This is a genomic window from Paenibacillus silagei (assembly GCF_017874735.1).
Classification (GTDB): domain Bacteria; phylum Bacillota; class Bacilli; order Paenibacillales; family Paenibacillaceae; genus Paenibacillus_AQ; species Paenibacillus_AQ silagei.
In genome coordinates, this window is record NZ_JAGGLV010000005.1 from 177,408 (window position 1) to 196,631 (window position 19,224).

The 19,224-nt window shown below is 51.4% G+C and carries 16 protein-coding genes; 2 read left to right on the forward strand and 14 right to left on the reverse strand.

Annotation, left to right across the window (positions count from 1 at the left end; translation table 11 throughout):
- Positions 1–186: 186 nt before the first annotated feature.
- A complete protein-coding gene (locus tag J2Z70_RS09765; RefSeq protein ID WP_209872494.1) occupies positions 187–1,176 on the forward strand; it encodes a Na/Pi cotransporter family protein in 990 nt (329 codons plus the stop codon).
- A gap of 76 nt (positions 1,177–1,252) precedes the next feature.
- On the opposite strand, the gene J2Z70_RS09770 is transcribed toward J2Z70_RS09765, so the two are convergent.
- The 13 genes from J2Z70_RS09770 to J2Z70_RS09830 all read right to left on the reverse strand — a co-directional run bounded on the left by J2Z70_RS09770 (position 1,253) and on the right by J2Z70_RS09830 (position 13,577).
- Positions 1,253–1,441: a hypothetical protein gene (locus tag J2Z70_RS09770; protein WP_209872124.1), complete on the reverse strand. Its 189-nt coding sequence runs from the start codon at positions 1,439–1,441 to the stop codon at positions 1,253–1,255.
- A gap of 107 nt (positions 1,442–1,548) precedes the next feature.
- Positions 1,549–3,777, reverse strand: a complete 2,229-nt coding sequence (locus J2Z70_RS09775; protein ID WP_245368120.1) for an Ig-like domain-containing protein — start codon at positions 3,775–3,777, stop codon at positions 1,549–1,551.
- 466 nt (positions 3,778–4,243) lie between these two features.
- Positions 4,244–5,578, reverse strand: coding sequence for a tRNA (N(6)-L-threonylcarbamoyladenosine(37)-C(2))-methylthiotransferase MtaB (mtaB, locus tag J2Z70_RS09780; RefSeq protein WP_209872129.1), 1,335 nt, complete (start codon positions 5,576–5,578; stop codon positions 4,244–4,246).
- Between the two features lie 3 nt (positions 5,579–5,581).
- Complete coding sequence (locus J2Z70_RS09785) at positions 5,582–6,346, reverse strand: RsmE family RNA methyltransferase (protein WP_209872132.1); 765 nt, start codon at positions 6,344–6,346, stop codon at positions 5,582–5,584.
- A 163-nt stretch (positions 6,347–6,509) separates the two neighbouring features.
- Positions 6,510–7,193: a site-2 protease family protein gene (locus J2Z70_RS09790; RefSeq protein WP_036732205.1), complete on the reverse strand. Its 684-nt coding sequence runs from the start codon at positions 7,191–7,193 to the stop codon at positions 6,510–6,512.
- Between the two features lie 2 nt (positions 7,194–7,195).
- Positions 7,196–8,254, reverse strand: coding sequence for a 50S ribosomal protein L11 methyltransferase (prmA, locus tag J2Z70_RS09795; RefSeq protein ID WP_209872137.1), 1,059 nt, complete (start codon positions 8,252–8,254; stop codon positions 7,196–7,198).
- Positions 8,255–8,414: 160 nt separating this feature from the next.
- The gene (locus J2Z70_RS09800) at positions 8,415–8,996 is read right to left on the reverse strand and encodes a DNA-3-methyladenine glycosylase I (protein ID WP_209872140.1); all 582 of its coding nucleotides are present in this window, start codon (positions 8,994–8,996) and stop codon (positions 8,415–8,417) included.
- 119 nt (positions 8,997–9,115) lie between these two features.
- Positions 9,116–10,783, reverse strand: coding sequence for a DUF4179 domain-containing protein (locus J2Z70_RS09805; protein ID WP_209872143.1), 1,668 nt, complete (start codon positions 10,781–10,783; stop codon positions 9,116–9,118).
- Positions 10,743–11,300 carry an RNA polymerase sigma factor gene (locus J2Z70_RS09810; protein ID WP_209872145.1) on the reverse strand — a complete coding sequence of 186 codons (558 nt, stop codon included), beginning with the start codon at positions 11,298–11,300 and terminating at the stop codon, positions 10,743–10,745. The genes J2Z70_RS09805 and J2Z70_RS09810 overlap by 41 nt, the downstream gene beginning before the upstream one ends.
- Before the next feature lie 188 nt (positions 11,301–11,488).
- A complete protein-coding gene (locus tag J2Z70_RS09815; RefSeq protein ID WP_036732215.1) occupies positions 11,489–12,400 on the reverse strand; it encodes a methyl-accepting chemotaxis protein in 912 nt (303 codons plus the stop codon).
- A 110-nt stretch (positions 12,401–12,510) separates the two neighbouring features.
- On the reverse strand, positions 12,511–12,870 hold the full coding sequence (locus tag J2Z70_RS09820) for a hypothetical protein (RefSeq protein WP_209872148.1): 360 nt from the start codon (positions 12,868–12,870) through the stop codon (positions 12,511–12,513).
- Positions 12,871–12,992: 122 nt separating this feature from the next.
- Entirely contained in the window at positions 12,993–13,172 is a 180-nt protein-coding gene (locus J2Z70_RS09825) for a YfhD family protein (protein ID WP_036732220.1), read from the reverse strand.
- Positions 13,173–13,217: 45 nt separating this feature from the next.
- Positions 13,218–13,577 carry a hypothetical protein gene (locus J2Z70_RS09830; protein ID WP_209872151.1) on the reverse strand — a complete coding sequence of 120 codons (360 nt, stop codon included), beginning with the start codon at positions 13,575–13,577 and terminating at the stop codon, positions 13,218–13,220.
- Between the two features lie 506 nt (positions 13,578–14,083).
- On the opposite strand from J2Z70_RS09830, the gene J2Z70_RS33655 reads away from it, so the two are divergent.
- Positions 14,084–18,217, forward strand: coding sequence for a S8 family serine peptidase (locus J2Z70_RS33655; RefSeq protein ID WP_281068138.1), 4,134 nt, complete (start codon positions 14,084–14,086; stop codon positions 18,215–18,217).
- A 112-nt stretch (positions 18,218–18,329) separates the two neighbouring features.
- Here J2Z70_RS33655 and J2Z70_RS09840 read toward each other — a convergent pair whose 3' ends face one another.
- Positions 18,330–18,980, reverse strand: coding sequence for a P-loop NTPase family protein (locus tag J2Z70_RS09840; protein ID WP_209872153.1), 651 nt, complete (start codon positions 18,978–18,980; stop codon positions 18,330–18,332).
- Positions 18,981–19,224 lie beyond the last annotated feature (244 nt).

Sequence of the window (19,224 nt, forward strand, 5' to 3'; positions counted from 1 at the left end):
TAACCCCACAAAGTGAGGCTTTAGCTTCGAGGATGTCCCAGGTACTTTGCGGGGACCCCGAAACAATATAAGTGGAAACGGCTGTGCTGTCCTCTCAAGGACGGTTCCGTTTCAGCGAGAAATAGAAGGATAAGTTATTGTGTGAAACCAATAATTTCTTATCTTTTCAAAAAGGAGCCTGTCCTTATGATCCGTGAACTGTTATTCCCTGTCCTCTATGGTCTTGTCATATTCCTCGCCGGGATGAAGGTGATGGAAGCCTCGTTGTCGCGGCTGGCCGGTCCGCTGCTGAAGCGCAGCCTGCACAAGGCGACCTCCACACCGGCCAAAGGCCTGATCGTCAGCGCCCTGCTATCGGCGCTGCTGCAGAGCAGCACCGCTGTAACGGTGCTGACCATCGGCATGGTCAATGCCGGGCTGCTGACCTATGCCCGCACGCTTGGCATTATTCTCGGCAGCAACATCGGCACCTGCCTGACAACGGAGCTGATCAGCCTGCAGATCAGCACGCTGGCCGCGCCGCTGCTGATCGCGGCGCTCTGCCTGTGGGCCGCCGCCGTGATGACCGGCGAGCTGGCCCCGCAGTCCCGGCGGCTGCTTGAGGCCTGCCGCCGGATCTCGGGACCGCTGCAGTTCATCTGCCTCGCGGTCACCGGCTTCGCGCTCGTCCTGTGGGGCATCGCGGTCATGCAGTCCATCGGCCCTGCCCTTGAAGGCAGCGCCCTGTTCCGCTGGTTCCTCGGGCATGCCGCAACCAGCGCTCTCTGGGGGCTGGCCGCCGGGGCTGTGCTGACGGCGATGGTGCACAGCAGCGCCGCAGTCATCGGCATGGCGATGGGCCTCGCTGCCAGCGGCGTGATGCCGCCTGCGCTTGGCATTGCCATCGTGCTCGGCGCGAACATCGGCACCTGCGTCACTGCCGTCATTGCCGCCATTGGCAGTACGCCTTCCGGCGTATTCGTCGCCTGGTCGCATGTGACGCTGAATATCGGCGGCGCCCTGCTCTTCCTGCCCTTCATCCAGCCGCTGCAAGCCCTGTCCGGCTGGATCGGCGGCGGACCTGCCGCCCAGCTCACCCATGCCCAGACTATTTTCAACGTCGTCTGTTCGCTTGGTGTACTGCCGTTATGCTATATGCGCGTCTGGTCCAGGCTGGAGCAACGGCTGCAGTCCTGAGTCTTCCAAGAATCGTAATCGCAGTCCTCATTATACTTCAAAAAAGACCTAGGGCGCCATCACCCCAGGTCTATATTTACATCAGCTTCTTAATCTTATCCAATTCCCGCCGTACTTCTCTCGCTTCTCTTGTAGTATAACCCATCTTCGCTAATAACGCAGCAGCCACTGCATTGTCTGAGTCGATGAACCGCCGCCAGTTCTGCTTACGGAGCTCCACCTTAAGGAACTGGAAGCGCAGAATGGAATGCTCCGGAATAGACATCTCCAGCGTGTCCGGCTCTTCCCTTACTTCAACAAAAAAACCTGCACACCGTCCATATAGACGAATGTGCAGGTCTTGTTGCCGCTCAAACCGCAAGCAGCATTACACTATTTCACACTAACAGATACCGAGACTGTCTTAGTCCCCAGTTTTCCTTTAATAGATGCGCTCCCCTTGCTCACTGCTGTAATCTGCCCGGTGGCACTCACCTTGGCGACAGCAGGCTTGGAGCTGGTCCAGACCATGCTTCCTGTGACAACTGCAGTGCGGCCGGTATCATACAGCGCGGTTACCACTACGTTTTTGCCTGCGCCCGGTGCAAGACTCAGCCGGTTCTCACTGACTGTAAGCTTCATCAGCTTGGGAACAACCGTTATCTTAACCGTCGCCTGAATGCCCTGGTAGGAACCGGTCAGGGTAGTTGTACCCTCAGCCAATGCTTTGACGGAAGTTCCCTTAATAGTAGCCACAGCCGGGTTCGAAGATTCCCAGTTCATTACCCCCGAGAAGTTGGCAGATTTGCCGTTTGAAAAGTATCCGGTGGCCTTAATGGACTTGGACGCCTTGATGTTCATTTCCAGCGTTGCCGGGTCCACCACCAGCTTCACGACCTTCTGTTCAATCGTTACCGGAACACTGATGGTCTTGTTGGAGTAGGTTCCCTTCAGGGTTGCCGTACCTTTGACCAGTCCCTTGATGGTCTTGGCGGCAGTTGTCTGCTTAAGAACCGCATTGCTGCCGCTCAGCTCCCATTTGATGCTTCCCGACACATCCAGCTCGTCGCCATTCTCCAGCACAGCCTGGACAGCGGGCAGTGGCAGCTCTTCACCAATCACTACTCCCAGAGCAGCATCGGGTCCGATCAGGACAAGCACTTTATTCTGAACCGTTACATTAAACTGAACGCTCTTGGAGCGGATCGCCGCAGCCGAAGCAGAGGTCACTTCACCCGTCTTGAGCTTCCCGGTCAGGATCGCTGTGCCTGCCTTGCCGCCGACAAACTTCCCGTCCTTGATGGAGACAATCTCTTCATTCGCAGAGGTCCACTCCATCTCATCGCTGATATCCAGCTTGGTGCCGTCATACTTGGTTCCGGTCACCTTCGGCAGGCTTACTGCATCCGCCGTGTAGATTTCCTGCTCCGTCTTCTCCAGGCCCAGCTCCGTCAGGGTTGGATAGACGGTGATCTTGAAGCTTTTGCTGATGCCCAGATAGCTGGCCTTAATGATTGAAGTTCCTACCGCTTTACCCGTAACAGTGGCATAAGCGTTGCTTGCATCCGCCGTATTGGCGGTTACTGTAGCATTCATCAGGTTATCCGAGGTCCAAACGGCGGACGCTGTTTCGTTCGACGTTGAATTGACAGCATTCCGCATTGCTGCGGTTACATTCAGACTCTCCCCCAGGAAAAGCGACTGGTCGCCGGAAGGCGTCAGCAGCAGCGCTTCATAAGGCGCACGCACATAGACATCCACCGACTGGGTGACACCCAGATAGCTTGCGGTGATGACCGTTTTACCCACGCCCAGGATGGTAATCTCACCGTCTTTAACAGTAGCTACGCTCTCGCTGGAGCTGCTCCATTCCACCTCATTGCCCAGGGTAATCTCCGGACTTGCCGAAGTGGCTTTGGTCTTGGCGGTCAGCTTGGCCGGATGGTCCCCGACCAGCATTTCCATTTCCTTGACGATGGTGTCATTCTTGTCTTTCAGCACGATAGCGGCATAAGGAAGCTCTACCACCGCTTTGATCGTTTCGGTTAATCCTTTGTACTTGGCGGTAATGGTAGCCTTACCTTCACCGACCAGCGTAATCTTGCCTGCAGCAATGGTCAACACGCCCGTATTCGAGCTGCTCCATTCCGCATCCTTCGTGACATCCTTCTCCGCAGTGGCCGAGGTTCCGCCGATGGCGGTGGCCGTAACAGACAGCAATTCCTCTTTGTCGCCTAATTTATAGCTGCCCTCTGTGCTGCGGGTCAATTTCAGTTCCTTGAAGGCATGGGTGACCGACACCTCTACAGAGGCTATCGCATTATTGAGAGTTGCTGTAATTACCGCCGTTCCGGAATTCACCGGTGTAAGCTGGCCATTTAATACTGTAACTACTTCTTTCTTGGAAGAGGTCCATGTTGCGGCTGCCGTCACATCCCGTTTGGAAGCGGAGCCCTCTACATTGGCATATAGCTTAAGCTGCTTCGGTGACTGGCCAACGGTAAGCTCTACCTTGGCTGAGCTGTCGAATTCAATAGAGATAGTGTCTCCAGCAGCGGCAAAGACGTTTACCGGAAAAGCGGCCACAACGAGCAATATCATAATGAGGAGCGTTTTTGTCATTTTCCTGTACACGGTCATCTGTTCTCTCCTTAGACGGTCTGATTATCGGTGGACTTTTTGCCACTCTCTTCCACTATATCGACAAATCCGGCCCAAGTCTTTACCCCATTTTCCATATTTCACGATTCCCGGGCAAATTCAGGTCTTTGTAACTATATAAATTGTATTTAAAAAGCACTTAAGATTAGCAATTGAAGCATGGTCGTCGTTGCGGTGAACATTTGGCCCTCCGGCCGCTGCCCAATTTGGATTTCTTGATTAAAACCGCTTCTCGCGGTAGAAATCCAAATACAAAGGCGGTCGCTATCGCTCCTACAGTTCCAAATTTCCCCTCCACTTCTTTTGCTCTTTTGTTAATTTATATATTTTTTAAGTCCAATTTAAATAGCTAATTACGGGATAACGAAAAAAAGGATGTCTTCCTGCCGTCAAAGGCATAGAAGACATCCTGTAGCAGTCTGTACGGTCAGGGGGTTGCCACTGCCCGGCTAACACTAACAAGCTCGCCCCGGCATTCATTCACGCCGGCTTCGGTTACCTTCACCTGGCACAGCTCGCCCTGCAGTGAATCGTCGCCGTCAAACAGAACCTGCAGATAGTTATCGCTGAAGCCGTGCTGTACGCTGCGTCCCGCCGAGCCTTTGGCCGCCCGCTCCGGGATCACGGATAACGTCTTGCCGACGAACCGCCGGGCATAAGCTAGCTGCATCTCTTCAGAGAGGTCAATCAGCTCCTGCACACGCGCATTCTTGATCTCCTCATCGACCTGATTGAGCATCCGTGCAGCCGGGGTTCCGGTCCGTTTGGAATACGGGAAGACATGCATCTCCGAATAGTTGACCGCCTTCATGAAGTCGTAGCCTGCCCGGAACATCTCATCCGTCTCGCCCGGGAAGCCGACGATCACATCGGTTGTGATGCCCACATCCGGCATGGCCTGACGGATCAGCTGCATTTTGGCAAAATACTCTTCCGTGGTATACTTCCGGCGCATCGCCTTCAGCACCTCGTTATGGCCCGCCTGGAGCGGAATATGCAGATGGCGGCACATCTTGGTGCTGCGGTTCAGCACCTCCAGCAGCTTCTCATCAATCTGGCTCGCTTCAATGGAGCTGATGCGGACACGCTCCAGCCCGTCCACCTTATCCAGCTCCCAGAGCAGGTCAGCGAGGCGGTAGTTGTCCAGATCATCCCCGTACCCTCCGGTATGGATGCCGGTCAGCACGAATTCCTTGTATCCGGCCTCCACCAGCTGATGCGCCTGGGCGACAATCGATTTCGGATCACGGCTGCGCGACAGACCGCGCGACCAGGGAATAATGCAGAAGGTACAGAAGTTGTTGCAGCCGTCCTGTATCTTCATGAACGCCCGCGTCCGGTCAGCGAACCCGGGCACATCCATCTCCTCGAACTCACGCGTCTTCATAATGTTGCGGACCGCATTCACGGGCTGGCGTGACTCCTGAATATTCTTTACATGCGTCATGATCTGTTCACGGTCCTGGTTGCCGATCACCAGATCGACTCCGGGAATATCGAGAATCTCTCCAGGTGAGGTCTGCGCGTAGCAGCCGGTAACCGCTACGATGGCGTCTGGATTGCGGCGCACTGCGCGGCGGATCATCTGCCGGCTTTTTTTGTCGCCCGTATTGGTCACTGTACAGGTGTTAATCAGATAGACATCGGCGGCCCCCTCGAAATCTACCTGCTCGTATCCATCATTCTTAAAGAGCTGCCAGATGGCCTCGGTATCATAGAAATTGACTTTGCAGCCCAATGTATAAAAAGCTACAGATGGCATGGTTTAAGCTCCTCCCATTTCTCCGGATTCATATAAAATGCAGGCGGCGGCAACCATACCTGCGGTTTCACAGCGCAGAATACGCGGCCCCAGCCCGACAGAGACGGCTCCGGCCTCCTCAGCCATACGGCATTCCTCCGGGCTGAAGCCGCCTTCAGGTCCGACCACAATCATCACCTTGGCGGCGGCATCCTGCGGAAGCGATACCAGCCATGGCGCGGCTGCGCTGCGGAGCTGGAGGCCCTCTTCCTTCTCATAGCAGAAATAGACGGCGTCATAGCTGCTGAAGCTCTGAAGCAGCTGCTTCCAGCTGAGCGGTGAATGCACCTGCGGAACAATATTCCGGTGCGCCTGTTCGGCAGCCTCCTTGCAGATTTTGCGCCAGCGCTCTAGCCGCTTGCTCTCCTTGCGCTCATCGTACTGCACGATGGTCCGCTCTGAGAGGAACGGCGTGAAGGCTACAGCCCCGATCTCAGTGCATTTCTGAATGACTGTCTCCAGCTTGTCCCCTTTGGGCAGGCTCTGGGCGACAGTAATCTGAATGCGCGCTTCATGAGTCATAGCCAGAGGCTCCAGTATGTTCACGGTGACCAGGCCAATCTCTATGTCAGCAATCTCGGCCAGCGCCTCGCGGGCCACGCCGTCGCTGACGATCAGCTTGTCCCCGGCCTTGCCGCGCATGACCTTGGCGATATGGCGGGCGTCTTCACCGTCAATGCTAACCTTGTCTTGTCCGAACTGTGCCGGAGTTACGAAATAACGCTGCATCTCTCAACCTCATTCTGTCCGTTATTCAGCGTAAAAGCGGCGTAGTCCCCGCCAAATCAGGTCCCGGCCGCCGCTTCACACGTATCATTCATCTACTTAATAATCACATTATATTCTACAACGTTTGCCATGCACTGAACAGTCCCTGTCCGTAATGCCGTACTCAGACCCCGAACATCTTTAGGAACAGCTGGAAGAAATCATTACCCGTACGTGTCGCCCAGTAGCTAAGCGGTTCTATCGTATAGGCGCGCAGACCCGGAATGAAGATGATCAGCAGGAAAAGGAAAACCGTATACTGCTCATACTGCTGAAGTCTTCCACGGATCGGACGCGGTGCGATATCCTCTACGATCCGGTAACCGTCCAGCGGCGGCAGCGGAATCAGGTTAAATACGAAGAGGAAAAAGTTGAAGTGAATGAACATCCCGAAGAACCAGATCAGCGCCCGGAGCACCTGCTCGTTCTTAATCGAATCCATCGTGCCCGTTCCCACAAGAATCGCGTAGATCAGCGCGCCCAGAATACCGAGCAGCAGATTGCTGATTGGCCCGGCGGCTGAGACAATGACACCCATCAGACGGGGACGGCGGAAGTTATCCCGGTTCACGGGAACCGGACGCGCCCAGCCGAAGCCGGCAATCAGCAGCAGAATGATGCCGAAGAGGTCAAAGTGCACCGCCGGATTCAAGGTCATACGGCCCAGCAGGCGTGCTGTAGGGTCCCCGAATTTATTGGCAAAATAGGCGTGGGCGAATTCATGCACCGTAAACGCAATAACAATCGTAATCAGAAAAAACGGAAGCTGCTGTAAAGGATATACTAAAAATTGATCCAGGGAACCCATGTCTACCTCTTTCCGGCTGTGAACGCCACCCAATCTTCTTCGCGGGTTACTTCTAAAATCTCGAAACCGGAGGACTTCAGCGCTTCCGCGACCAGCCCTTCCTTATCCTTATAAATCCCCGAGGTAATATAGATCCCCTCCGGCTGAAGCGCACGGTAGACATCGTCCGTGAACAGCACAATAATCTCGGCCAGAATATTCGCCACGACCACCTGGACCGGCAGAGTCACTCCCAGCCCGTCTGCCGCTGGGGCAACAACAGGAACGGCCTCTTGGTCAGCCGTATTGCTTGGCCGGGCTGAAGGCCACATCTCTCCGGCTGCGGTATCCGCCGCCCCCTCACCGCCCAGCAGCGAGAGCAGATCGCTCTCCTTCACGGTGATTGCGGACTCCAGCCGGTTCAGCGCCACATTCTCACGGGCACTCTCTACGGCGACCGGGTCCAGATCCAGCGCCAGGACAGAGGCGGCACCGAGCAGCATCGCTCCGACAGCAAGGATGCCGGAGCCCGTACCTACATCGATGACCTCGTCACCGCTGACAATATGCTTTTCAAGAGCGCGAAGGCACAGCGCCGTTGTCGGATGCGTCCCGGTTCCGAAGGCCATGCCGGGGTCGATCTCAATAATTTTTTCATCCGCAGAGGCCGGGGTATATTCCTCCCATGTCGGCTTAATGGTCAGCCGCTCCGAGACGCGCAGCGGCTTGAAGTACTGCTTCCAGGCATGGGCCCAATCCTCCTCATCCACCGTCTTCCAGGAGATCTGTGCCAGCCCGGGGTCGATGCCGAACTCTCTCAGCTCTTCCACCCTTGGCGTCACCTCGGACACAACCGCGTCCATGTCCACCGATTCCGCATAATATCCTTTAATGACCGCTTCCCCTTCGGGGATGTCATTGAGCGGTTCGTCGTATAATTCACCGTAACGTGTATCCCGGTTTTTATTCAGCGTCCCGGATTCTTCAATAGAGACTCCGCCCGCTCCGGCCTCAACCAGCAGATTGGATATCATCTCCTGTGCTTCCTCGGTTGTATGTACCGTCAATTCTTGCCATAGCATGGTAATGAATCCTCCTAAAAGTTTGTGAGCGTTACTTCTCTCGATTCTGCTTCGAACAAACTTACTTCGGAAGCATAGACTCAGTTTTGGGAGCATAATGTCCCTCGAAGCTTATCTTAGCTAGTATAGCATTTCTTACCCGTTCAGCGCCAAACTGCGTTCAACTCTCTACGGCAGACGGGGTGCTGCGGCAAAAACAATCCAGCGCATGGTCATCTACCATCCCGGAAGCCTGCATAAATGCATAGCAGATCGTCGAGCCGACGAACTTCATGCCTTTGCGCTTGAGCGCCTTGCTCATCAGATCGGACTGTGGGGTCGTCGCGGGAACCTCGGCTCTGTTCTTCCAGTGATTCACCACCGGCGTCCCGCCGACAAAGCTCCACAGATAACCGGCAAAGCCATCCTCTTCCTCCCGGCAGATCTGCTGGTACACCTGTGCATTGGTAATCACTCCCTTAATCTTCAGACGGTTGCGCACAATCCCCACATTTTGCATCAGCTCTTCGACCTTGTCCTCCCCATACAGCACGATTTTCTCCGGATCAAAGCCGTCAAAAGCCTCGCGGAAGCCCTCCCGCTTCTTCAGCACCGTATACCAGCTCAGTCCGGCCTGCATCCCCTCCAGCATCAGCAGCTCGAACAGCTTCAGGTCATCAACCAGCGGCTTGCCCCATTCTTCATCATGATAAGCTATATATACCGGGTCCGAGTTTACCCAGTCGCAGCGCTTAATTTCCATAGTTATTCTCTCCTTTGTCTTATAATTCTGGCAGCTATTCATAGCCATATCTTCTAACTGTATACGAAAAAAAGAGAAGAACACAAGGTTCTTCCCGTTAAAATAATGAAATAATGTTATTATTGTCCTTGCAGCTGTACCCGTGTCTCTTTGTCCGGTTCATTGGTAGAGTAGAAGAACATGTATATTGAAGCTTCTGTTCCCTTGAAGTTCTCATAAACATCAATGCTCCGGTTATTTCCGTCTCCGCGGAATTTCGTTGAAACGATCTTACTTACGATCCGGTCCTTACCGGTACCGATATGAGTCTGGTTCACGCCGCCAAACTTAGGATCATCGCTCCTCGTCTCCACATAGAGATCCTCACCCTGCATATAGTAGGTCCACTGTACCGGATAACCGCCGGTCTCCCGGATCACCGTCTGCTTCTCGCTGGAGATGTTGGTTAATTGAAGCGGCTTCTTATCATCCCCATGCCGGGTAACCTTATAATTACCTACAAGCGTCATTGGCGTGTCTTTGGTAATCTCCAGGTCCGACGGCCGCTCGAAGCGCACTGCAATCAGCTCTTTGTCCTCAGACATGGAATACCATAATCCGCCTTCCAGCATCCGGCCGCCCACCTCGAGAGAATAATTGACATACGGCAATTCAGAGAACGGCTTAGCTTTGCTGCGAACCGATACACGGACCTGCGTAGGTGTCACAACCATCTGCTCAATACGATTATCTGTATTTCCTGCTTCCAGAGGCAGATCCAGCGCAGTTTTGATTGTCGCGCCCGCCATCTTCTTCTTGCTCAGTTCAAAATCAAACGCCCAAGGACCGTCGATGTTCCTTTCAAGCTTCGTGTAATCCAGCTTATAGACGGTTTGATCCTTCGGCACATCGGCAGGTTTGTAATACTGAACCGAGGTGTATTCTCCGTTATCTCCCGGCTTACCCATTGCTCCTGCCCGGGAGTTCTTTACAAGCTGCCCTCCCCGGTAAGCAGTGATTTGCGGAAAGGCCCAGTTCTTGGCTTCCGGATCATCGAAGATGGCGGCAGTGGAGAGCATCAGATGGTCAGTACCTTCCTTAAAGGGCTGTACGCTGAAGGATTCCAGTCCATCCCGGTTCACAGGAAAGCTCTGCCGCTCCGGCGAGTCCGTATCCAGCTTCAAGTCTACCTCCTGCTGCGAGTACAATTGAATCCGCTCAGCCGTCAGACTTACCTTGGCCGTCTCTTGATCCGGCGTCCAGTCCGTCTCGAAATAACCGTTGTACCGCTTGTTCTTCTCGTCCCACTGCTGATTGTTGAATTCCTGGTTGCCGCTGCGTCCCGGGCCATCCTTGAGAGTCATTCCATTGATGTTCCACAGCTTGCCGTCGCCCCCGTCCGGACCCACATCCAGACTATACAGAATCACTGTCCGGTTCTCATCGGTGAGCGCTGTATGCAGCGTCAACGTTACTCCATCCTTGGTGATCGTCTGGCCCAGCGGCTGGCCCAGGTTCTGTGACAGCGCCGCCTCCACCCCGCTCCGGTGGTCCAGCAGGCTGCCCCAATCATATTGCACGGCGGCATACACAGGAACGGCCATTAGCACTACACTGAATGAGGCTGCTACAGTGACCTTGCGCCAGTTGCGGTGGCGGACGCGGCTCCCTGCTCCGGCATGGCTGCTTCCCTTGGAAGAAACATATCCGGCCTGCTCAATCCGGCCCCACATTTGCTCGAAATCAGGGTAATTCAGCTCCTGATCCTCATTTAAGCGACGCTTTAACTGTGCTTCGGTTCTGTCCATATTCATCGTCCTCCTTCGTTATGGGCTGAACGCCCGCTTCTTCCAGAATCCTCTTCATCATCCGTAGCCCCTTATGCTGTCTGGACTTCACAGTTCCCAGCGGGATATCCAGCATCTTGCGGATTTCCTCCAGACTGAAATCATGCATATACCGCAGCGTCAGCACCGCCCTGATCTTCGCCGGGAGCCGGGACATGTATCCCGCCCATTCCAGCTTCGTTTCCTTCTGCTCCACCAGCTTGTCTACCAGCGGCTGCGGATTCTCCCTGAACATATGGAGATGGGCCGTCAGCTTCTGCTGCAGGCTGTTCCTGCGCTTCAGGTGGTTCAGGCAGGTGTTGACGGTGATTTTCATAATCCAGGCCTTCAGATATTCAATGCCCTGCCACTCGCTGCGGAAGAGAGTGATGAATACCTCCTGACACAGATCCTCAGCATCGGCAGCATCGTGTACCATATAATAGCAGGTACGATATACCTCCTTGCTGTAGGTTTGGAATAATTCCCTGTTGCCCACTTGAGCATGCCCTCCTTTCTTGTTTGAATTACCTTTATAACAACCCCGGGCTTCAAAAGGTTCATTTTCAGCAGCATATCCAGCTATATGTACTAAAAAAGCAGCATGTCCACCTGAAAAGCACAGGCTGCATACTGCTTACAATAGATTGTCCGGGAATAACTGCTCTATTTCAGAGCAAGCACAGCTTAGATAATATTCATGACCTCGCGCGCCTGGTTGTCCAGTTCCTGTGCAGAGGTAGCGATCAGCGTGAATTCATCCAGCGCCACTTGAATCTGCCGCTGGCTGAGCTGCACATTATCCTGCACCTGGTTCAATCCCGTTGATATTCTGCCGACCTCTTCCGTAATGGCCTGGACACTGTCCCGGACTTCGGTAATCTGATCCTGCACCATCGCAGACAGCTTTCTTACCTCCTTGGCCACCACATCGAATCCCCGGCCGAATTCTCCGGCATGTGCAGCCTCAATCGCTGCATTCAGGGCAAGCAGATGAGTCTGGGAAGCAATATCACGGATGGTCTGCACTACGCCGCGGATCGCCGCAGCCTGCTTTTGCAGACTTAGCAGTGTTTCGGTATTCTCGGTCGACACCTCGGCAATCCTGTCAATACTCAGCAGCAGCTCCTGACTCCGCTCAATTCCTTTGTCCGCACGCTGATTAAGGCTATCCGCCATGCCCTGCATTAGCTCCACGACATGGCTCATGTTGTTTTGTCTCTCCGTAATGTTAGTGGCCACCTTGGATACGCCGATGACATGGGTATTTGTCTCATCAAACACCGGCATATATGTAGCTTCCAGCCAGACCGAATTCCCCTCTGCGTCCATCCGTTCAATTTTGTCCTGGAAGCTCCGGCCAGCCATTAAATTCTGCCAGAACAACTCATAATCCGGACTGTTCACGAATGAGGGGAAGCACAGCTGGCTGTGCTGCATGCCGTACATGTCCTCCGCTTTGTATTTCACTGACTGGGCAAAGATCTCATTGACATAGGCGACACGCCGATCCAGATCAAAGCGGATCATGGCAAGGTTTTTTTCCAAGGCTTTGACAACCAGTTCGTCTGTAACTGCTTGGTCTGCTAGATTTTCCATGTTGACTGCTCCCTATACATCTCAATTTTTAACTGATATACGGACGACTCACGCTTATTTCACTTTACTCTTATTAACGGCTGTTTCGGCTTTTAAAATGATAAGATTTTTTAATTCCCTATCTTAATTCCCCACACGCTGTCCTTCCGGTAGGCAGCCGCTTCCTGCAGCTCTGGAAGTCTCGTATCCTGCGGATAATGCCGCTCCAGATACTGGACGAAGGCCTGGCGCAGTCCGATCTCCTTATCCAGCTTGTTGAATTCATTGGGGTGCTTTTCCATTTCGGAGATGGAAGCTTCCCAGCCTCCCAGATCTGACGTCTCCGACTGCTCTGCTCGAACCTTTTGAGCAAGCATTCTTAGCTCCCGGTAAGCTCGTTTCACTTTCGAGGAATAGACCTGCTTCTGGTTCATGAAGGTCAACAGCGCCACTAGCAGCGCCAGCCCTACCCACATTATCACTGTATTCACTTATGTATCCTCCCGGACTCGCATATCACTCCATTATACACGCCAAAACACAAAAATACCCCACTTACGCAGGGTATCCGTAGCAACAATTCGTCTGCTCATCTCTTCTTGACTTCACCGAATTATTCTTTCTTCATAATCTCTCCCAGCTGCCGCTTATCAGCCTCACGGGAACGGTCCATGGCCTCTATATCATCCTGATCTGCTTCAGCTGCTGAGAATTCAACATCCTCGGCCTTCGCCTCATAGAGCATTTTCATTTTTTCGGTTTTGGAAAAGATCTTCGAGTTCTCTCTGTCCATAGCTTGCCATCAGCCTCCAATGTACTTAATCTGGTTGTCTTAGCTTCAAATCATTCCGCCGGCTTCCTCAATCAGTGACATCGCCTGACCATGAATAGCTGCATCTACAATAACCGTCAGCAGAATATTTCTGCCTGTAGGCCCGCCATCCCCGCCATGGCTCATTCCGCTCCCGCTCGTATGCGCCGCAGCTAATATGCCCGTATGGTCACTGACTGCCCTCATCGAATCCATGCTCGCCAAATTGCCGGTAACCGGATTTACTCCCGGCTCCTGCCCGCTTCCCCCAAACCTGCTAAACCGGTCAATGGAAATCTCCTCTGCACGCAGTGCCTGCAGCTTACGGGAGACCCCTTCCGCTTCCTCCGGGGTTTTGAAGTAGGCCAGTATACTTTTTTCAGACATGGGAATTCCCCGCTTTCTGCCTGGTATTCATTCGTACAAGCTTACTTGGCTATTTTGGATTTCCGGACAGGAATTTATACATTTAGGGTTGGCTGTGACTCCAGCGAAGTTTTGGACTTTCACCCGCTGTTGTCCGCAGATTTCATTATCCAGAAGCCACACTTCTAAATTTCAGCGCTGTTTTCCAACCATCATTCATGTCAGTATTCATGACGAAAATTGTTTTTTTCTCTGTTATTTTGTATTTTTTTGTCTTTTAATTTCTTCGTAGTAGTTTTAAAAGTCTATTTGTGTCATATAACATTCCGCAGGAAATGAAAACATTCTCAAAACTCTATAAATTTTGTGTAGATTTTACAAATAACCAGTGGTAAAATCTTCTTAATATTTTTCCTAGTAATCTTGACGGAAATAAACCGGATTAATAGAAAAGGAGAATCCGGCTACTGTCTGTAGCAGGAGAGATGTAAGCCAGAACCAACATCATATTGTGGAGGGGATTACATTTGGAGTGGACAAAATTACCTCGTAAGCTATCATTACTAACTTTATCATTGGGTGTGGCTGCAAGTATGATTCCAGGCGCGGCATTCGCCGCCAGCAGCTTGAAGACACCCGTATCAGGCAATCATCTTCCAGCCTTGATTCCAGCGAATCAGCCTTATATTTCTCCACAGATTAACACCAAATCCTCAAATCTTGTCCGGGTTATCGTTCAGCTCAGCGGCCAGCCTGCTGCCGTCGGCAAGTATGCTGCCAGACAAGGAATTACAGCGCTCGCCAATACAGCGACTGAAGCTGCAGTGAACAGCCAGCAGGAAGAAGTACTGGATAAGGCTGAAGCCAAGAAGATTGACCTGACCGTCAATTACAAGTACGACACGATTCTGAACGGCTTTGAAGTCACCGTTCCGGCTGACAAAATCCCTGAGCTGGCGAAGATCTCCGGCGTGTCTTCCATTTATCCGAACAGCACCTGGTATGCTCTCCCTGATCAGACAGTGACCGAAGTGACTTACAGAAACGACAATGCTCCCCTGAAGCAGATTCATGCCGATTGGGCGGCTGACCAAGACCTCACCGGGGCCGGACTGAAGGTCGGTGTAATTGATACCGGTGTGGACTATACGCACCCGGATATTGCCCCGGCTTATAAGGGCGGCTATGACTCCTTCTATCAGGATAATGATCCTTATGAAGAAGTTCCGCTGACTCCTGAAGAAGATACCGAGTATGGCGTAGGCTATGCGGGAACTTACCACGGTACGCATGTAGCCGGCACCATCATCGGTCAGTATGCAGCAACCGGCGATATTGCGCAGAAGGGCGTAGCTCCCGGGGCTGACCTGTATGTCTACAAAGTATTGGGCCGTAATATTGATAAGCCGAACACTTCCTCCGGATCTTCCGCTCAAGTCATTGACGGAATTGAACGTGCGGTCAAGGACGGCATGGATGTCATCAACCTGTCGCTCGGCTCCGATTCCGAGAAGGATGTGAATTCTCCGGATTCCATCGCTATTAATAATGCTGTACTCTCTGGAGTAACTGCTGTAATCGCTAATGGGAACAACGGAGAAAAAGGCCAATATTTCTCAATGGGTTCTCCAGCTGCTTCCCAATTGGCCATTTCAGTAGGTTCGGTAACCAGTCCTATTGATGCTTACTCCGGCGAATTTAAGGCAGAAATTGAAAATTCGGTAACTTCTGTTACTTACGATACCTACTTTCCATTCCATATGATGGCGTATGAGCTGGCAAATGATGATTTCGCCACTATCATTGGTACTAAGCCAGTACGTGTTGTGTACGCCGATCTTGGAGCAAAAGAAGATTACCCTGCTGAAGATATCAGCGGTTCCATCGTATTGGTATCACGTGGTGAACTGGGCTTTGTAGATAAAATTGCGAATGCTAAAGAGCGTAATGCTAGAGCAATCGTAATTTTTAACGGAAATGCCGAGGAAGTGGACGATGAGCTTCAAGCTATTCTAGACGAAGACTACAAAGATCGTAATGGTTTCATTGGCGTGAATTTAGGTAATAGTTACCAAAGTATTCCTACATTCGACATCGAGGGCTCCAAGGGACGCAAGTTGGCCAGAGCAATTCTGGCAAATGGTGATAATCCAACATATTTCACCTTTGGTTCAGAATATAAGCATGAAATGACAACTGGCGATACTACGAGTACTTTCTCTTCATTAGGACCGAACTTTGACGGTAATCTAAGCATCAAGCCGGACATTGTTGCTCCTGGTGACGGAGTCTTATCTACATGGCCGGCTTATGGCAAAGATCATCCGGAAACAGATTATTCCAAAGCATACAATCGCATTAGCGGCACCAGCATGGCTACACCTCATGTTGCAGGTTTGTCCTTGCTCATTAAACAAGCCCATCCGGACTATACACCTTTCGATATCCGTGCGGCACTTGCCAATACCGCAGTAGGTCTAAAGGTTAATGGTCAACCACAAGATCTTTATCGTCAAGGTCCAGGACGCGCCAATGTAGAAGATGCCATCAACACTCCGGCACTGCTGCAAGCGGTCGAGCCAATCTCCATTCTGGACAAGAACTTTATTCCTCAGAATGTGATCAACTACAATCCGTCCACAAGCTTTGGCACTTTACTCCCAGGTTCTGAAGCTACGAAAGTTCTGCAGTTGAAGAATACAAGTGATAGCACGCTCACCTATTCTGCTTCCGTGGAATGGAACTATGGTGATCCAGAGCATGTATCTGCGACTCTAGACAAGTCATCGGTAACTGCTGCTGCGAAAGGTGCTTCCACGTTCAACCTGAAGGTTAACGTTGCTGCTGATACCGAGCCACAAATGCTGCAAGGTAATATAGTACTGAAAGCAGACGGACAGCCAACACTTCACTTGCCTTTTGCAATCAATGTAGATAAGACTACAGAACAGCCTAGCTGGGGTACAGGCATTCAGGAGGCTGCACTGAGCCAGCCGATCGTCTACACCAATTCAAGTGCTGTTCTGAACTACAAGCTCAAAGCTAAGGATATTAACTACTATGAAGTGAATCTGATTGGCTTGGATGATACCAAAAAAGGCTCATTCCAAGTATCCACTACAGGATCACCGGATAAATTCTTTGAGCCTGGCAACTACAGTACAGTTATATCATCCACCTATCACCCTTATGACCACAATGGTGATCCAATCTTGGATGCTTACGGCAACCCTGCGGTGGCAGGTCTGACTGACGGGGTATACAAGCTTGAGATTCTTGGAATCACTGCAGAGGACAACACGAAGACACCGATCAAGATCGACTACAACAATGATGAATACTACAGCACCTATACCTCATTCCGCTTTATCACTGTCTCCGACAGTGGCAGTAGCGGCGGCGGTGGAGGTGGCGGCACAGTAGTAACGCCGACACCTGTGGTAGTTCCAGGTCCTGTGAAGGCCCTTGTTGAAGAAGGGGTTCAGCAGGTAACGGTAACTCCTCAAACTGCATCGAAGGATGGTGTAACGACAGTAACCGTCAGTGACAGCGATCTGAAGGCCGCTCTGGCCAAAGCCGCTAATGTCAAAGCAGCCGTTGTCATCTCTGTCAGCAGTATCGCTGATAAGTCTGCTGAACTGAGCCTGACCGCAGAGCAGCTGAAATTGCTCGCAGGCATGCAAGCAGGCAGCACGGTTATTGTAAATATTGCGGGATCTGCTGTATCCCTACCGATATCCTTAATTGCTGCTTCCCCTGCAGGCCAGAGCTTGAAGCTAGTAATTAAGCAAGAGCCAGACGCAGCCAGCAAGCTGATTGCAGGTACTCCGGGTGCCAAGGTCATCGGAACTCCGGTATCCTATGAAGCTTCATGGACTACAGCGACAGGCAGCACTTACTTGAACGTTCCAACCAACGTATTCATCAAGCGTACCTTAACTGTACCTGGCAAGATTGAATCGAAAACTGCGGGTGTATTGTTTGAGAAAGACGGACTGGTGACCCCGGTTGCTTCTGTCTTCACACCACAGGCAGACGATACAACCCTTGTGACCGTAAGCCGTCCAGGCTTCTCCGTGTATGCAGCAGTCAGCAAACCGGCAGCAGCCTTCACAGACATCGCTAATTCCAAATCAGCTGTAGCCATCCAGACCTTGGCCGACAAGCTGATTATCCAGGGAACCTCGGCAACAACTTTTGCGCCGCAGAGCAATCTGACCCGCGCTGAGTTCACAGCACTCTTAACCCGTGCACTGGGTCTGCGTACCGATGCTGGCGTAACCTTCTCCGATGTGAAATCAACGGAGTGGTACGCCAAGGATGTCGCCGCAGCCTCCAAGTCTGGTCTGATTCTGGGCATAGGCAACGGCAAGTTTGCACCTACGCAAAAAGTAACCCGTCAGGAGCTCGCCGTCATTCTGGACAGAGCGCTGAAGCTGACAGGCACTGAACTGAAGGCTGTAGCCAATCCTTCGTTCACAACCTACTCCGATAGCGCTAAGGTAGCTCCTTACGCCAAGGACAGTCTGCAAGCCCTGACCAAAGCCGGCATCTTCGCCAGCGAAACGGGCATTGCCTTCAATCCAACAGCTCCGGCAACCCGTGAGACAGCAGCCGCTGCACTCTATGAATTGCTGAGCAAGAGCGGGTTGATTCAGTAGAACCAACTTCTCTAAGCACCAAGTATAGAGAAAGTAAAACTAAAGCCCCTTCGCTTCCTAGTCAGGAAGTGGAGGGGCTTTAACTTGTTTTGTGTTATCTAAGGGAGATTGTCTATTTCTTTTTTACATACACAATCTCATCAATGCAACTCTCTATATTGGTCAAGCTTTGTACTGGAATCAAAAAAATACAATTATATTGCTTTAATAAGGTTGAACAATGCGCTAATCTTGCTATTAATGCCTCCTTCCACATATCACTTAACCAAGGAAAACAAAACACCTGCTTCTCATGAGCAAGTCCAATTGCAATAGATGCGTTCCAGCGTTCGTTACTGATGTGCTTGATCTCTCGATCCAAGCGTGAAGGAGCAAGCTCAAAGGCATCTATCAGTTCTTTAATGCTATGTTGTTTAGAGGTACCTAGCTCTAATTGCTCATGCACAGTCAAACTTTTTTTATAGAAGGGAACTTTGTATTGAATACCTTCTCCAACATACCATCCATATATGTTCAATTTATCCCTTTCTATTTTATTTCCATCAATTATAATATTCCCGCTGTACCTTTGCTCCCTTCCTGATAACAGGTAAGATAAGGCCCACCCTCCTTCACCAATGTTATTCTCTAGTGCATAAGTCTTACCAGACGTAAAGCGATAGGAGAAATGTTTTAAACTGTCTCTTTTCGATTCAAAATTTAACATCGTTGGTTTGCAAGAGATTGATACATCTTCAAGATCAAGAATGGATAAATTCTTCATTATTGAAAAGGAACCTCCTTCGATAATTCGAGAACCATTTGGGATTACTTTGATGATTTAAATTTTTTGCCTGATAATTATTATGTAAAATTAACAGCCTATGATCTAGTAGACCATCAGAATTAAACAGGTGATTTCATTCCATAAATGTGGTAAGGGATGAAGTTGCGTTCGTAGCGAAAAAAAAGGGATAAGTGTATTCTGTGCAACTAAAAACAGGGAAACATGTAGACTTCCACTTCTA

Excerpts from the sequence above, each read along its gene's own strand:
- J2Z70_RS09790 (WP_036732205.1), bottom strand. The coding sequence starts at position 7,193 with ATGGGTTCCCTGGATCAATTTTTAGTATATCCTTTACAGCAGCTTCCG.
- J2Z70_RS09805 (WP_209872143.1), bottom strand. The coding sequence starts at position 10,783 with ATGGACAGAACCGAAGCACAGTTAAAGCGTCGCTTAAATGAGGATCAG.
- prmA (WP_209872137.1), bottom strand. The coding sequence starts at position 8,254 with ATGCTATGGCAAGAATTGACGGTACATACAACCGAGGAAGCACAGGAG.
- J2Z70_RS09770 (WP_209872124.1), bottom strand. The coding sequence starts at position 1,441 with ATGTCTATTCCGGAGCATTCCATTCTGCGCTTCCAGTTCCTTAAGGTG.
- J2Z70_RS09775 (WP_245368120.1), bottom strand. The coding sequence starts at position 3,777 with ATGACAAAAACGCTCCTCATTATGATATTGCTCGTTGTGGCCGCTTTT.
- J2Z70_RS09785 (WP_209872132.1), bottom strand. The coding sequence starts at position 6,346 with ATGCAGCGTTATTTCGTAACTCCGGCACAGTTCGGACAAGACAAGGTT.
- mtaB (WP_209872129.1), bottom strand. The coding sequence starts at position 5,578 with ATGCCATCTGTAGCTTTTTATACATTGGGCTGCAAAGTCAATTTCTAT.
- J2Z70_RS09800 (WP_209872140.1), bottom strand. The coding sequence starts at position 8,996 with ATGGAAATTAAGCGCTGCGACTGGGTAAACTCGGACCCGGTATATATA.
- J2Z70_RS09840 (WP_209872153.1), bottom strand. The coding sequence starts at position 18,980 with ATGAAGAATTTATCCATTCTTGATCTTGAAGATGTATCAATCTCTTGC.
- J2Z70_RS09830 (WP_209872151.1), bottom strand. The coding sequence starts at position 13,577 with ATGTCTGAAAAAAGTATACTGGCCTACTTCAAAACCCCGGAGGAAGCG.
- J2Z70_RS09815 (WP_036732215.1), bottom strand. The coding sequence starts at position 12,400 with ATGGAAAATCTAGCAGACCAAGCAGTTACAGACGAACTGGTTGTCAAA.
- J2Z70_RS09825 (WP_036732220.1), bottom strand. The coding sequence starts at position 13,172 with ATGGACAGAGAGAACTCGAAGATCTTTTCCAAAACCGAAAAAATGAAA.
- J2Z70_RS09765 (WP_209872494.1), top strand. The coding sequence starts at position 187 with ATGATCCGTGAACTGTTATTCCCTGTCCTCTATGGTCTTGTCATATTC.